14 protein-coding genes and 1 pseudogene are annotated in these 12,453 nt (G+C 57.8%); 3 read left to right on the top strand and 12 right to left on the bottom strand.

The features are described from left to right. Positions 1-33 precede the first annotated feature (33 nt). The 10 genes from N1037_16425 to N1037_16380 all read right to left on the bottom strand — a co-directional run bounded on the left by N1037_16425 (position 34) and on the right by N1037_16380 (position 8,094). Positions 34-1,092 carry a low specificity L-threonine aldolase gene (locus N1037_16425; protein UWS78836.1) on the bottom strand — a complete coding sequence of 353 codons (1,059 nt, stop codon included), beginning with the start codon at positions 1,090-1,092 and terminating at the stop codon, positions 34-36. Next, positions 1,092-1,562 carry a YcgN family cysteine cluster protein gene (locus tag N1037_16420; protein ID UWS78835.1) on the bottom strand — a complete coding sequence of 157 codons (471 nt, stop codon included), beginning with the start codon at positions 1,560-1,562 and terminating at the stop codon, positions 1,092-1,094. Before N1037_16420 ends, N1037_16425 begins: the two co-directional genes overlap by 1 nt. Continuing rightward, positions 1,559-2,506, bottom strand: coding sequence for a bifunctional riboflavin kinase/FAD synthetase (locus tag N1037_16415; GenBank protein UWS78834.1), 948 nt, complete (start codon positions 2,504-2,506; stop codon positions 1,559-1,561). The genes N1037_16420 and N1037_16415 overlap by 4 nt, the downstream gene beginning before the upstream one ends. A 97-nt stretch (positions 2,507-2,603) precedes the next feature. After that, positions 2,604-3,047, bottom strand: a complete 444-nt coding sequence (locus N1037_16410; protein UWS81382.1) for a MaoC family dehydratase — start codon at positions 3,045-3,047, stop codon at positions 2,604-2,606. A gap of 235 nt (positions 3,048-3,282) precedes the next feature. Then, positions 3,283-4,158: a TIGR01459 family HAD-type hydrolase gene (locus N1037_16405; GenBank protein UWS78833.1), complete on the bottom strand. Its 876-nt coding sequence runs from the start codon at positions 4,156-4,158 to the stop codon at positions 3,283-3,285. A gap of 231 nt (positions 4,159-4,389) precedes the next feature. Next, complete coding sequence (locus N1037_16400; protein ID UWS78832.1) at positions 4,390-4,524, bottom strand: hypothetical protein; 135 nt, start codon at positions 4,522-4,524, stop codon at positions 4,390-4,392. Positions 4,525-4,540: 16 nt separating this feature from the next. Next, positions 4,541-4,726 (bottom strand): hypothetical protein, encoded by a 186-nt coding sequence (locus N1037_16395; GenBank protein ID UWS78831.1) that lies wholly within the window; start codon positions 4,724-4,726, stop codon positions 4,541-4,543. Between the two features lie 214 nt (positions 4,727-4,940). Then, positions 4,941-5,861 carry a manganese-dependent inorganic pyrophosphatase gene (locus tag N1037_16390; protein ID UWS78830.1) on the bottom strand — a complete coding sequence of 307 codons (921 nt, stop codon included), beginning with the start codon at positions 5,859-5,861 and terminating at the stop codon, positions 4,941-4,943. Between the two features lie 181 nt (positions 5,862-6,042). After that, the gene (locus tag N1037_16385; GenBank protein ID UWS78829.1) at positions 6,043-7,035 is read right to left on the bottom strand and encodes a TraB/GumN family protein; all 993 of its coding nucleotides are present in this window, start codon (positions 7,033-7,035) and stop codon (positions 6,043-6,045) included. Between the two features lie 69 nt (positions 7,036-7,104). After that, complete coding sequence (locus N1037_16380) at positions 7,105-8,094, bottom strand: TraB/GumN family protein (protein ID UWS78828.1); 990 nt, start codon at positions 8,092-8,094, stop codon at positions 7,105-7,107. 150 nt (positions 8,095-8,244) lie between these two features. Between N1037_16380 and N1037_16375 the strand changes: the two genes are divergently transcribed. The 3 genes from N1037_16375 to groL all read left to right on the top strand — a co-directional run bounded on the left by N1037_16375 (position 8,245) and on the right by groL (position 11,166). Beyond that, positions 8,245-8,967, top strand: a complete 723-nt coding sequence (locus tag N1037_16375; GenBank protein ID UWS78827.1) for a DUF2161 family putative PD-(D/E)XK-type phosphodiesterase — start codon at positions 8,245-8,247, stop codon at positions 8,965-8,967. Positions 8,968-9,159: 192 nt separating this feature from the next. Then, positions 9,160-9,447, top strand: coding sequence for a co-chaperone GroES (groES, locus tag N1037_16370; GenBank protein UWS78826.1), 288 nt, complete (start codon positions 9,160-9,162; stop codon positions 9,445-9,447). 66 nt (positions 9,448-9,513) lie between these two features. Beyond that, positions 9,514-11,166 carry a chaperonin GroEL gene (gene groL, locus N1037_16365; protein ID UWS78825.1) on the top strand — a complete coding sequence of 551 codons (1,653 nt, stop codon included), beginning with the start codon at positions 9,514-9,516 and terminating at the stop codon, positions 11,164-11,166. A gap of 110 nt (positions 11,167-11,276) precedes the next feature. Here groL and lepB read toward each other — a convergent pair whose 3' ends face one another. Continuing rightward, positions 11,277-12,095: a signal peptidase I gene (gene lepB, locus N1037_16360; GenBank protein UWS81381.1), complete on the bottom strand. Its 819-nt coding sequence runs from the start codon at positions 12,093-12,095 to the stop codon at positions 11,277-11,279. Further along, a pseudogene (locus N1037_16355) lies at positions 12,084-12,302 on the bottom strand (DUF805 domain-containing protein). Before N1037_16355 ends, lepB begins: the two are co-directional and overlap by 12 nt. Positions 12,303-12,453 lie beyond the last annotated feature (151 nt).

Below are 12,453 nucleotides of genomic sequence, written 5' to 3'. Positions count from 1 at the left end.
ATATTCCTACAAAGATGAACGTGGGGCGGCTGGTTATTCTGGTTGGGTTATCAGGGCCAGGAACTGATCAATCTGCTGCTTTTCAATTGCCCAGTCGCAGACAAAGCGGGCGGCAACCTGCTCTTGGGGATCGCCGTCGAGGGGGCCATCCCAAAGGTGGTAGGCGGCGCCTGCATCAAACAGGCGCTGGTGGGTTGCGCGGGGCAGGGCGGCAAAGATCATATTGGCCTGTGGCTCATGCAGGAAGGGGGCCTTGGTGCGGCGCAGCCCCTGGGCCAGATAGGCGCAGTTGTCATTGGCTTTGACCGCGTTGTCGCGCCACAGATCATCAGTGAGATAGGCCAGCATCTGGGCCGAAAGATAGCGGTGCTTGGAAAACAGATGACCGCCGCGTTTGCGCCGCAGCTCAAACTCCCAGGCGTGTTTAGGATCAAAGAAGATCACCGCCTCGACCCCAAGAAGGCCGTTTTTGGTACCACCAAAGGAGACAGCATCCACGCCAGCCTTCCAGGTCATGTCAGCCGGGGTGCAATCCAGGGCCACCATGGCATTGGCAAAGCGGGCGCCATCCATATGCAGGGGCAGGTCGAACTCTTTGGTCACAGCGGCGAGCGCCTGTAGTTCGGTCAGAGAGTAGATCGTGCCGCGTTCGCTCACCTGGGTGAGAGAGACCGGCCCGCGCTGTGGCCCGTGAACGCCGCGTGTTTCTTCCTTGGCGATGGTGGCGCGCAGAGCCTCTGGCGTCATCTTGTCGTCAAACCCGGGGGCACCGGGCACCAGGGTCAGTTTGGCGCCACCGCTGTAGAATTCGGGCGCGTTGCACTCGTCTTCGTGGATATGGGCGGTGGGGGTGCAAAAGATGGTCTCAAAAGGCTGGCAAAGCGTCGAAAGCGCCAGGGCATTGGCGGCGGTGCCAGTGGCTACCAAAAAGACCGCAGCCTCGGGGGCTTCAAAAATCTCGCGGATCCGGGCGGTGACCTCTGCCATCTCTGCATCGGCGCCATAGCCCATCGCGTAGCCGGAATTTGCCTCTGCCAGCGCGGTCAGAACCTGTGGTGGCACCGGGCCGGAATTGTCAGAGGCAAAAAACATCAGATAGGCTCCTCGATGATATGGTCTTCCCAGTCTTCTTCCGGGGTGTCGAATTCGGAAACGGTCCAGCCGCGCACGGTGACGCCTGCGGCATGAGGGCTATTGCGGTCGCCGGTCAGCAGAGGGTGCCATTGCGGTAGGGGCTTGCCCTCCCAGAGCAGCCGGTAGGCACAGGTCTGCGGCATCCAATAGGCATGGCTGTCCAGATTATCGGGCCGGAGCACGATACATTCGGGGATGAACTGGTGGCGGTTTTCATAATGGGCGCATTGGCAGCTGTTGTCGTCGAGCAAACGGCAGGCCACACGGGTCAGTGCGATCTCGCCGCTGTCTTCGTCCTCAAGTTTGTTGAGGCAGCATTTGCCGCAGCCATCGCAAAGGGCTTCCCATTCCTGCTGGTTGAGCAGCTCCAGCGGCGTGGTTTCCCAGAACCGTGCTTTCAGACCTTTGCGGTCAATACCTTCGTTCATGTTGGGGCCTGCATTTCGGCGTCCAGAATATCACGGGCACGGGCGCAATCTGCATCCATCTGGTCGATCAGCGCTTGCAGCCCGTCAAATTTCATCTCCGGGCGCAGGTAGTCCACCAGGGCGACCGAGAGGGTCGCGCCATATAGGTTGCCGGTGAAATCAAACAGGAAGGTTTCGATATTGGGATGTGCGCCATCAAACATCGGCCGCACCCCAACAGAGGCCGCGCCCTGATAGCTACCCTGATGCGGGCCATTCAACACATCCACCAGCACCGCATAGACGCCAAAGGCAGGCGGGTGCAGCCCGTCGATGGACATATTGGCGGTGGGAAAGCCAAGGTCACGACCGCGCTGCTCGCCGCCGATGACTTCGCCCTCGATCCGGTGCCAGTGGCTGAGCATGGCGGCGGCATCGCGGGGGCGGCCTTCGCTGAGGGCGGTGCGAATGGCGGTGGAGGAGACGGTATTGTCCACATGGTTCATCAAGGGGGCGATGGTGACGCCAAAGCCCATCTCGGCCCCAAAGCGCTGCAGGTCAGTGGCGGTACCGCTGCGGCCCTTGCCAAAGCAGAAATCAGCGCCAACCACCACATGGGCAAGGCCCAGCCCCTCGGCAATGACCTTGCGGGCAAAGTCTTCTGGGGGCAGGCTGGAGAGGGCGGCGTTGAAGTTCAGCTGATACAGCCGCTCGACCCCGAGTTTTTCCAAGCGCGAGGCCCGGGCTTCGGGGGACATCAGGCGGAAGGGCGGGGCGTCCGGCGCAAAAAAGGCGCGCGGGTGGGGCTCAAAGGTCATCACCCCCAGCGGAGCCTCCGGCGCGGCGGCGCGAGCCAGATCAATAACAGATTGATGGCCCCGGTGGACGCCGTCAAAATTGCCGATCGCGACGCTGGCGCCACGGTCTTGTTGCTCTACAAATTGATAGTCTCGGATGATGCGCATATCGCCTGCCTAGCGCTCTGCAAAGAGGCTTGCAAGTGGCGGCGTTGCGGAAGTTTGCAAGAGGCTGTGTTCACCTCTTGCTGGGGGTGGGGAGAACCTAGTCGAACTTGCGCGAAGGGGCCATGACCATGGCTTCGCCGACCAGGACCTTTTTGCCGTCAACCATGCAGCGGCAATCCAGTTTGACCCGGCGTTTGTCGATGACGATATCCGTCACCTCAACCTCGGCCAGCACCAGATCGCCGGGCCGCACCGGGGCCAGAAATTTCAGCGATTGGCTCATGTAGATGGTGCCATGGCCAGGCAGCTGTTCGCCAATGACCGCAGAAATCAGACCGGCGGTGAGCATACCGTGGGCGATGCGTCCCTGAAAGATGGTGTCCTGAGCGTAGTCGTCATCCAGATGCACCGGGTTGCGATCGGTGGAGACCTGGCTGAACATTTCGATGTCTTCATCGGTGATCACTTTGCGGACAAAGCGCGTCATACCCATTTCGATGTCTTCGATGCAGATGGTTCCGCGCGGCATGTTGTCCAACATTTGATCCTCCATGAGATCTCCCCGATTGAGGGGCTCTTGAAATTTTAAAGCGCCAGATGGAGCCTGTTGGCAACTTTATTACTTTGCAGGTGCAGAAAATCAAGAGCTTTTTGACGGCGTCCCTCTGCTCAGAATTCTGAATTAGGCATGGCCGAGCACAGCTGAACCGGCGCCTATAGCGATGGTGCTGCGGATCGAAAGTGTGCTAGATACATGAAAAGTAGGTATAATTTATCTACCTGAGGAAGCCGATGCTAAAGGTCGGCGCTGATTTTTCCTGCTCGAGATAGGCTGTTAGCGCTGCAGCATCGGGCTGGGTGGTGGTTTTTGTTTCACGGGCTGCCAGGCCGCCAGTGATAAAGAGGGAATCGATCCCCTCTCCCATGGCGCCAGCGATATCCGTATGGGGGCCGTCACCAATTGCCAGAATATCGCCATCGGCGATGTCGGTGCCCAGCTCGGCCAGGCGGCGGCGGGCAAGATCATAAATCGGCGGATGGGGTTTGCCAAAATAGAGGCTCTCGCCGCCCATCTCGGTATAGAGCCGTGCCAGCGCCCCGGCGCACCATTCCCGTTTTTCACCGCGATCCACGACGATATCGGGGTTGGCACAGAGCAGTTTCAGGCCCTTTTGCTTGGCCAGCAGAAAATCAGCGCGGTTTACATCGGGGTCGGCCATAGTGTCGAAGGGACCGCAGCAAACGATGCCCTCAGCCTCAGCCAGGGGCGCGCGGGTGATCTCAACCGGATCGTGAATGACATCTAGCGGCTCAAAGAAGCCTTCATCACGCTGCCATTCCCCCATGAAATAGACCTTGCTGCCCACGGCGCCCGTAAACATCGCCGAGCGGGCAGAATCGCCAGAGGTGGCAATGGTGTCATAGGCGTCTTCTGGGACGCCAAATTCAGCCAGCTGCCCGGCCACCCCGGCACGGGGCTTTGGCGAATTGGTCACCAGCACCACAATACCGCCGCGGGCGCGGTAGGCCTGTAGCGCGGCGACGGCTTCGGGAAAGGCGGTAACCCCATTGTGGACGCAACCCCATAGGTCGACAAAAAGCGCGCTGTAGCGGTCGGAGACCTCTGCGAGTGATTGAATGATGCGGGTCATATATGCGCCTTTCCTGTCTGCGCCGCGCCGTCTGGTTTTGACGGGCTGGGCTGTGCGAGGCTAGATATGACCGAGTTCCCCGGCTGATGCCACCGCGAAACGCGCAGGCCGCACTGGCGCAGGGGGAAATCGCCTGCAAACCGTTACATGGGAAAAGAAAGCGGTATCACAGGTTCAGGCATGTGGACCGGCGGCACCGAAGTGCCGCTGGCCAGAGGTAACAAGCAGCGCTTAGGCGGCTTTCTTCAGCGCTTTTTTAGCGGCTTTCAGTTTTTCTTCCTGACGGGCTACTTTGGCTGCGCGCAGTTTGACTTCTTTTTTCAGGTCTTTAATTTTTGCTTTTTTGGCGTCGGCTTTTTTGCTCATGACGTTTGTCCTTGTCTCAAGTTTCAGAATTAGTGTTGTCGTGCTCACGCAGGAACCCACGGATGAAGCGGCGAATTTCACGGGCGGCGCTGGTGTCCAGCCCGTCGCAAAGTTCCACAAAATCATCCCGCTCTTCTTTCGATATCCGAATGATAAGCTGGGCATCCTTGCGGGCCTTTTTGGTCTTTTCGGCTTTGGCCATCTGTGTTGGCTCCTTGGTAAGCGTAACCTTGTTACTACAATGAATATCGTTTGTATATACAAAAAGAACCCAGTGGGTGATTTTTATCCGCTGTCAATCTGGCGGGGGGGCATGTCAGCGTGACAGGGCAGAACAACTTAGGCGGGCACAAAAAGGGCGCCCCATTGGGACGCCCTAAAACAGTCAGCGGTCAGATGCTGTGGGGACCGCCTGCTCAGACTTTCAGGTTTGGAATGATCTGCTTTTTGCGGCTCATCACGCCGGGCAACACAACCGAGTCGCCTGAAACAGAGACTCCAAAGCTTTTCTCGGCAACGGTTTTCACCAGATCGTTGGGCACCATCAGGGTGGCTTCTTCGTTGAGGATATCCACCACAAACAGCAAAACCTGATCCACACCGTCTTCGCTGGCGACGGTGGTCATTGTCTCCATCAGGCTGGCCTGACGGTCCAGCACCACCGCAGGGGCGGTGGTTTCCAGAACTGAGACGCGGAACTTGGTGCCTTCAACCGCGTATTCCTTGCTGTCCATGCGCAGCAATTCGGCGTCCGAAAAGGACGACACATCGGACTTGGCAGCAAACATATCAGCGGCATAGGCGGCGATATCGATGCCCAGATCAGCGGCCAGCTTTTCGGCTACGGCACGGTCGTGGTCGGTGGTGGTGGGGGAGCGGAATTCCAGCGTGTCCGACAGAATGCAGGTCAGCGCCGCGCCTTTGATGGCGTCGGGCATCTTGGCCATGTCGTCACCGATCAGATCATACATGATGGTGGCGGTGCAGGCGAGCGGGCGGATGGTGATGTCGATGGGGCCTTTGGTCTCTAGGCCGCCAACCAGTTTGTGGTGGTCGATGATGGCCTGCACATCGGCGCCATTGATATTGGCGGGCAGCTCGGCCGGGTTGTTGGTGTCGACGATGACAACTGGCTGATCGTCCGCCACATCAGCGATGATTGCAGGTTTGTCCAGGTTCCAGCGCTGCAACATGAAGGCGGCTTCGGTATTGGGTTCGCCGAGCAGTTTGGCTTCGGCGGCAACACCTTTGATCTCGTTCAGGTACCAGGCCCAAATGATTGGGGAGCCGGTGGAATCGGTGTCAGGGGATTTGTGGCCAAGAACTTGGACGGTCATGATGCTATCCTATGAACAAAAAAGGGAGAATTTGAGCGCCTTATAACAGGGTGAAATCCCTTGTCACCCCACCAGGGGTGCAATGCGGCAATGTGGTTCACGCAGTGCCGCATTTGCTGGTTTTTGATCTCTGATCAGGCTGATCCGGGCGAAGCGCGCCGTCTCGGCGGCATATGCAGGGTCAAAACGCGGCGCGCGTCAGGCTGTATCCCTGCTGTTGTAGCAGGTTCAATATGCCGGTTTCTCCTGGCAGGTGCAGGGCGCCAACAGCCACCACCAGGGTGGTCCCCTGGGTGGCTTCGATCACTGGGATCCAGGCTGCGTTGCGGTGCACCAGCATCAGGTCCATAGCCTCATCCCACGGCTGTCTGGCCTCGTCTTCTTCAAAGGTAGAGCTTTGGTAGAACCGCCGCTCCACCATGGCGAGGTAGCGCCAGCTGGTCTGCTCAAAATAGCTGTGGGTCAATGTGACGAATTCGTCCGCGCCCTGTCCCATCAGGCTGAGGGAGAGCTGCATCTGGCGCAGCTGTTCGTCCAGCGTTTCCGCATTCATCGCCTGCAAGATCGTTATCGGATCTTCGAGGGATAGCATGGGGATTTCGGTGCCTTTGGCCTGTTTCTGCAGCCGCTTATCAAGGCCCAGCTTGCTGGCCTTGCTGCCCCTGAGGCAGGGCGGAACGGACATCGACATGGCCAGAAACCAAGGCCGCATTTTTGCCGCCATCCAGCCGGGGATGCCGTGTTTCTGTGCCATACCGGACAGGGTGGCCCAGTCGTCGGTGGACAGCCGGTCAATCAAAGATGGGCCTTGGGTAATGAACATCAGCTCAGGAGTTTTTCCCAAACGCGCTTGTAACTTTGCTTCGTCCTCTGGGGTGATCTCCAACAGCAGCGTGTCGGCAGCGGCAAGAACCGGTTCCAGGCGGGCAGTGATGGCCTTAAGGCGGGGATCATTCAAATGCAGGGTCCCGATGACATGGATCCTGCGCTCCCCGCGCTGGGCGATCCAGTGATTGCCCTCAGCAAAGGGGGCATCGGCGATCCTGGTGTCAATCCAGCTCTGATCCTGGGGAGACAGCGTCGTGCGCAGATCGGTGCCGGTGCAGGCGGCCTGGGCCCAGGCCGGTAGCAGGGCAGGCAGCAACAGGAATAGAATAGAATAAATCAGTCGCATCGTTGCTCCAGGAAAATGGGTAGGGGGTGGCCGCCCGCACCCTGGCGCGCGCCGTTTGAAGGGGAGATCTTAATTAAAGGCGGCGCGTTCCAAACTGTAGCCGCGCTGTTTGAGCAGGTTCAGAATGCCCTCTTTACCCGGCAGATGCGCTGCCCCCACCGCGATCACCACTTGCTCGCCTTTGATCTGCTGAATGGTCTTGATCCAGAGCTTGTTCCGCCACCCCAGCATATTACTATAAAATGCACGGTCCAATCGGGTGAGCTCTTTTGCCGAAACGCCGATATACTGACTGGCAATGCGGGGCTCCAGAAGGAAGGCCTGCCAGACGCTTTCGTCAAAGTAGGCCTCTACGGCTGTCGCGTTTTCGGGAGCGTCAGAGAGCAGGAATGCCACCTCGTTTTCGAGCATGCGGACCTGATCGCGCAGGGACAGGCGGGCCAGGGCGGAAAATCCGGTGCCTGCGGTCTCCAATCCGCCAACGGGGATGCCTTTGCGGGCTGCAAAACGCTCAATCCGGTCATCCAATCCTCGTTTTAGACCAAATCCGAAGGGGCGGCAGCCACCGGGGATCAGAAACAGGCTCAGGGCCCAGGGCTGCATTCTTTGAATGGTTTCCATGTCCGCATTGGACATCGCGGCAAAAAGCTCAAACTGTTCCCAGCTTTTGGGGCTCATCAGCTGTTGCAACCGGCGCCCGGGCGGCAGCAGGAAGGCTTCTGGCCGTATTTTCATCTGATCCTTGACCAATTTCATTTCCGCGCGGGTGACTTCAAAATACACCGCATCGGCCTGGGCAATGATGGGGCGTAGGCGCCGCATCACCCGGGCCATGCGGCTGTCACCGCTGTGCATGGTGCCAATAACATGCAGTGACTGACCGTCTTTGCGGGCAACCCAGTGGTTGCCGGTGGAATAGGGCGTTGCGGCCATCTGGCGCGCCAGCCATGCTGTTTCGCTGGGCGGCAGGTGATCGCGAAAATCTGCGCCGCGGCAGGCTGCGTGGGCAGACTGAACAGCCAGCAAAGCCGCAAAAAGAAATGCAAATATTCGGATCATGGGCTCAGTCTCATTAGATTCGCTGTCAAAAAGCTAGAAGTGAGAGCCGCCAAATAGCAAGTCGATAACACAGCTCTGGCGCGAAGTGGGCCCTGGTGTCACCCGGCAGCGCCGCTTGAACTGTGCGCAACAACCTGCCAAGCATCCCCCATGGACCGCGAAGATCAACTCTACCCTCCCGTAAAGGCGCTGCTGCAGGCCCAAGGCTATGAGGTCAAGGGCGAGGTGGGGGCCGCTGATGTGATGGCACGGCGCGGCGGTGAAGAACCAGTGATTGTTGAGCTGAAGCTGCGGTTTTCGCTGTCTTTGTTTCATCAGGCGATTGCCCGCCAGTCGGTCACGGATCTGGTCTATATCGCGGTGCCCCGTCCCAAGGGGCGTCAGGCCAAACGGATGCTCAAGGATAATCTGGCCCTGTGCCGCCGGTTGTCGCTGGGGCTGATCACGGTGCTACCGGATGGGCGCTGCGAGGTGCATTGCGATCCCGGTCCCTACGCGCCGCGCAAATCCAAAAAGCGCCAGCAGCGGCTGTTGCGTGAGTTTGAAAAACTGCAGGGCGATCCCAATGCTGGCGGTGCGACAAGACATGGCATCGTGACCGCCTATCGCCAGGATGCGCTGCGTTGCGCCGCGCATTTGGCCGAGGCCGGCGCCACCAAGGGCTCAGCGGTGGCCAAGGCAACCGGGGTAGGCCGGGCCACTGGGCTGATGTCTGCCAATCACTATGGCTGGTTCGAGCGGGTTTCGACCGGTATTTACCAACTTACCGAAGCAGGCCGTGACGGGCTGAAACACTGGGCCTATAGCTGGGAGCCAGAGGCGGATTGTGGGGTGTCAGAGGCAGGGCAGGTCGCAGATAAACGCCCTGAGTGAGCAGCTCCGTTTGCTGTTCGGATCTGCGCTCATACGATTGCTAAAATTTTCTTTCCCATTTTGGTTGACTCATGCGCCGCTGCTGCCTAGCTATTCGTTCGTTAGCACTCGCCACCTGTGAGTGATAACGCCCTCTGCGGGGAGCAGGGGGATAGAGATAACAACCTTTGAGCCTTATAAGGAGCTGCAAAGATGGCATTGAAACCACTCCACGATCGCGTGCTGGTTCGTCGTACCGAAAGCGAAGAAAAAACTGCTGGTGGTCTGATCATTCCAGAATCCGCCAAGGAAAAGCCCAGCGAGGGCCAGGTCGTCGCAACCGGCGAAGGCGCGCGCAAGGACAATGGTGAGCTGATCGCAATGGCTGTTACAGCTGGCGACACCATCCTGTTCGGCAAATGGTCCGGCACCGAAGTCACCGTCGACGGCGAAGAGCTGCTGATGATGAAGGAAAGCGACATCATGGGTATCATCGAGTAAGCCTTCAGGCTTCTCTGATCCCATATCACGCTGAATTAAGAAGACTTTTCTCGAGGAGAATAAAACATGTCTGCTAAGGACGTCAAATTCGACACCGATGCCCGCAACCGCATGTTGGCCGGCGTAAACGTACTGGCTGATGCTGTCAAAGTGACCCTGGGCCCCAAAGGCCGCAATGTCATTCTGGACAAATCTTTTGGTGCGCCACGCATCACCAAAGATGGTGTTTCCGTTGCCAAAGAGATCGAACTGGAAGACAAGTTCGAAAACATGGGCGCCCAGATGGTCAAGGAAGTTGCTTCCCGCACCAATGACGAAGCAGGCGACGGCACCACTACTGCCACCGTTCTGGCCCAGGCCATCGTCAAAGAAGGCCTGAAGCAGGTTGCAGCTGGTCTGAACCCAATGGACCTGAAGCGCGGTATCGACCTGGCAACTGCCACTGTCGTTCAGGGCATCCGTGACATGGCACGCGAAGTCAAAGACTCCGCTGAAGTTGCACAGGTTGGCACCATCTCCGCCAACGGTGAAGCCGCCATCGGCCAGCAGATCGCAGACGCGATGCAAAAAGTTGGCAACGAAGGTGTGATCACCGTCGAAGAAAACAAAGGCCTGGAAACAGAGACCGATGTTGTCGAAGGCATGCAGTTCGACCGTGGCTACCTGTCGCCTTACTTCGTGACCAACGCTGACAAGATGATTGCAGATCTCGACGACTGCATGATCCTGCTGCACGAGAAAAAACTGTCTTCGCTGCAGTCCATGGTTCCGCTGCTCGAGCAGGTGATCCAGTCGCAGAAGCCTCTGCTGATCATTGCTGAGGACGTTGAAGGCGAAGCGCTGGCAACTCTGGTTGTCAACAAACTGCGCGGCGGCCTGAAAATTGCTGCTGTCAAAGCACCTGGTTTCGGCGATCGCCGTAAAGCCATGCTGCAGGATCTGGCCATTCTGACCGGTGGTCAGGTGATTTCTGAAGATCTGGGCATGAAGCTTGAGTCCGTCACCATGGACATGCTGGGTACCGCCAAGAAGGTCGAAATCACCAAAGACGAAACCACCATCGTTGACGGTGCCGGCTCCAAGGCCGAAATCGAAGCCCGTGTTGGTCAAATCCGCGCTCAGATCGAAGAAACCACTTCCGATTATGACCGTGAAAAACTGCAAGAGCGCGTTGCCAAACTGGCCGGCGGTGTTGCTGTTATCCGCGTTGGCGGCATGACCGAAGTCGAAGTGAAAGAGCGCAAAGACCGCGTTGACGATGCCCTGAACGCAACCCGTGCGGCTGTGCAAGAAGGCGTCATCGTTGGTGGTGGTGTTGCTCTGGTTCAGGCCGGCAAAGCACTCTACGGCATGGAAGGTGCAAACACCGACCAAACCGCAGGTATCGTGATCGTGCGTAAAGCAATCGAAGCGCCTCTGCGTCAGATCGCTGAAAACGCTGGTGTTGACGGTGCTGTGGTTGCTGGCAAAGTGCGCGAAAGCGAAGACAAGAACTTTGGCTTCAACGCTCAGACCGAAGAATATGGCGACATGTTTGCCTTTGGTGTGATCGATCCTGCCAAAGTGGCACGGACTGCTCTGGAAGACGCGGCCTCGATTGCGGGTCTGCTGATCACCACCGAAGCCATGGTTGCGGACAAACCGTCGAAAGACGGCGGCGCAGCTGGCGGCGGCATGCCCGACATGGGCGGCATGGGCGGCATGGGCGGCATGATGTAATCATTGCCATCCTACCGGATGATTTTGGGGTCGCCTTTGGGCGGCCCCTTTTCTTTTGGTATCTACATACAGCACGGCAGCTGGACGACAGCGCCATTAGCGCGCTTTTGCTAGTGGACTGGCACCCAAAACCGATCCTGGCGCCATTGTGAAAAGGACAGCAGCTGTGGTCCCTGTGAGGAAAACAATATGAGCTCCGCGCGGCCGATCAGGGCGTCGCGTGGCACAAAACCTATGCCACCGGCCGCCTGAGCAATGCGGCTGTCGCTGGAATTGTCACGGTTGTCGCCAAGAAAGAAGTAATACCCTTTGGGCACTTGAAAAATTCCGGTGTGATCCAGGGCTTGATCTGCAATGTCCAGAACCGGGTATTCCCTGCCGTTGGGGAGGGTTTCGAGCCACTGGGATTTGATGCAGACATTCCCGGTTTCTCCGGGGGCATTTTGACAGCGAGGGTATTGCCCGTTGGCCCAAGTCGGCGCCATAGGTTCTTCAAATGGTGCGCGAGCGCTGTAGTCTGCCCAGGTCCCATTTATGGATACTTTGCCATTCGAAATTTGGACTTCATCACCGGGAAGACCAATCAACCGTTTTATAAATGCGGTGCCGTGGACAGGGTGCCGAAAAACCAGGACATCGCCATGTTGTGGATTTTGGGTTTTCCCATAGTGGGATACAATGAGGTAGTCTCCTATCAGTAGGGCGGGTTTCATGCTGCCGGCAGGGATCCAGTAGGGAGACCAATATGCCCGACTGAGACTGACACAAACGAGCAGCAAGAGCAGCGCTTGCCCAACTCGGTGTGAGGCTTTTGAAGGCCATGCATCGACAGGTTGATGCTTAGGCCGGCGAATTCCAAGCCACAGAAAAACCGGGATAAAAAGAAAGGGTACAACTAACAGGATGGTCCAGTACCCGCTGCGTCCCATCGCATGCAGGCGTTTTACGAATATGGGCCAGAGCGTAAATTGTAGGCAGCATAATACGGATAGCGGAACCCACGGCTCGACCTCAAATGACATGGTAATCAGGACCAAGCTGCCAAGGACACCAAGAGCGACCAGAAGAGAAAGCCAGAATTGTCGGCGTGATGCGGTGCCGCTCCAGTCGAAGGGGCATAGGAAAAAGCGGGTCATTCAGGCTCCAGGGTATGTGTTCATCTATGTACCGGGACCTAACAGATCCGTTATGTTATGTACTCTAAGGTTGTGGGAAATTGGAAGCGGAACACTCTATGGTATTTACATGCCCACGAGGCGAGTGCTGCCAGGGCTTGTCGCCTTCTCA

Origin of the sequence: Phaeobacter sp. G2 (assembly GCA_025163595.1) — a bacterium.
In the GTDB taxonomy this organism is placed as follows: Bacteria; Pseudomonadota; Alphaproteobacteria; order Rhodobacterales; family Rhodobacteraceae; genus Pseudophaeobacter.
The sequence above is the reverse complement of the archived record's forward strand: the minus strand, read 5'-3'. Positions and strand labels throughout refer to the sequence as shown.

What these genes read in the sequence shown, in the direction of transcription:
- lepB (UWS81381.1), bottom strand. Translation starts at nt 12,095, where the DNA reads ATGGGACGCAGCGGGTACTGGACCATCCTGTTAGTTGTACCCTTTCTT.
- N1037_16395 (UWS78831.1), bottom strand. Translation starts at nt 4,726, where the DNA reads ATGGCCAAAGCCGAAAAGACCAAAAAGGCCCGCAAGGATGCCCAGCTT.
- N1037_16425 (UWS78836.1), bottom strand. Translation starts at nt 1,092, where the DNA reads ATGTTTTTTGCCTCTGACAATTCCGGCCCGGTGCCACCACAGGTTCTG.
- groL (UWS78825.1), top strand. Translation starts at nt 9,514, where the DNA reads ATGTCTGCTAAGGACGTCAAATTCGACACCGATGCCCGCAACCGCATG.
- N1037_16405 (UWS78833.1), bottom strand. Translation starts at nt 4,158, where the DNA reads ATGACCCGCATCATTCAATCACTCGCAGAGGTCTCCGACCGCTACAGC.
- N1037_16385 (UWS78829.1), bottom strand. Translation starts at nt 7,035, where the DNA reads ATGCGACTGATTTATTCTATTCTATTCCTGTTGCTGCCTGCCCTGCTA.
- N1037_16380 (UWS78828.1), bottom strand. Translation starts at nt 8,094, where the DNA reads ATGATCCGAATATTTGCATTTCTTTTTGCGGCTTTGCTGGCTGTTCAG.
- N1037_16420 (UWS78835.1), bottom strand. Translation starts at nt 1,562, where the DNA reads ATGAACGAAGGTATTGACCGCAAAGGTCTGAAAGCACGGTTCTGGGAA.
- groES (UWS78826.1), top strand. Translation starts at nt 9,160, where the DNA reads ATGGCATTGAAACCACTCCACGATCGCGTGCTGGTTCGTCGTACCGAA.
- N1037_16375 (UWS78827.1), top strand. Translation starts at nt 8,245, where the DNA reads ATGGACCGCGAAGATCAACTCTACCCTCCCGTAAAGGCGCTGCTGCAG.
- N1037_16410 (UWS81382.1), bottom strand. Translation starts at nt 3,047, where the DNA reads ATGTTGGACAACATGCCGCGCGGAACCATCTGCATCGAAGACATCGAA.
- N1037_16415 (UWS78834.1), bottom strand. Translation starts at nt 2,506, where the DNA reads ATGCGCATCATCCGAGACTATCAATTTGTAGAGCAACAAGACCGTGGC.
- N1037_16390 (UWS78830.1), bottom strand. Translation starts at nt 5,861, where the DNA reads ATGACCGTCCAAGTTCTTGGCCACAAATCCCCTGACACCGATTCCACC.
- N1037_16400 (UWS78832.1), bottom strand. Translation starts at nt 4,524, where the DNA reads ATGAGCAAAAAAGCCGACGCCAAAAAAGCAAAAATTAAAGACCTGAAA.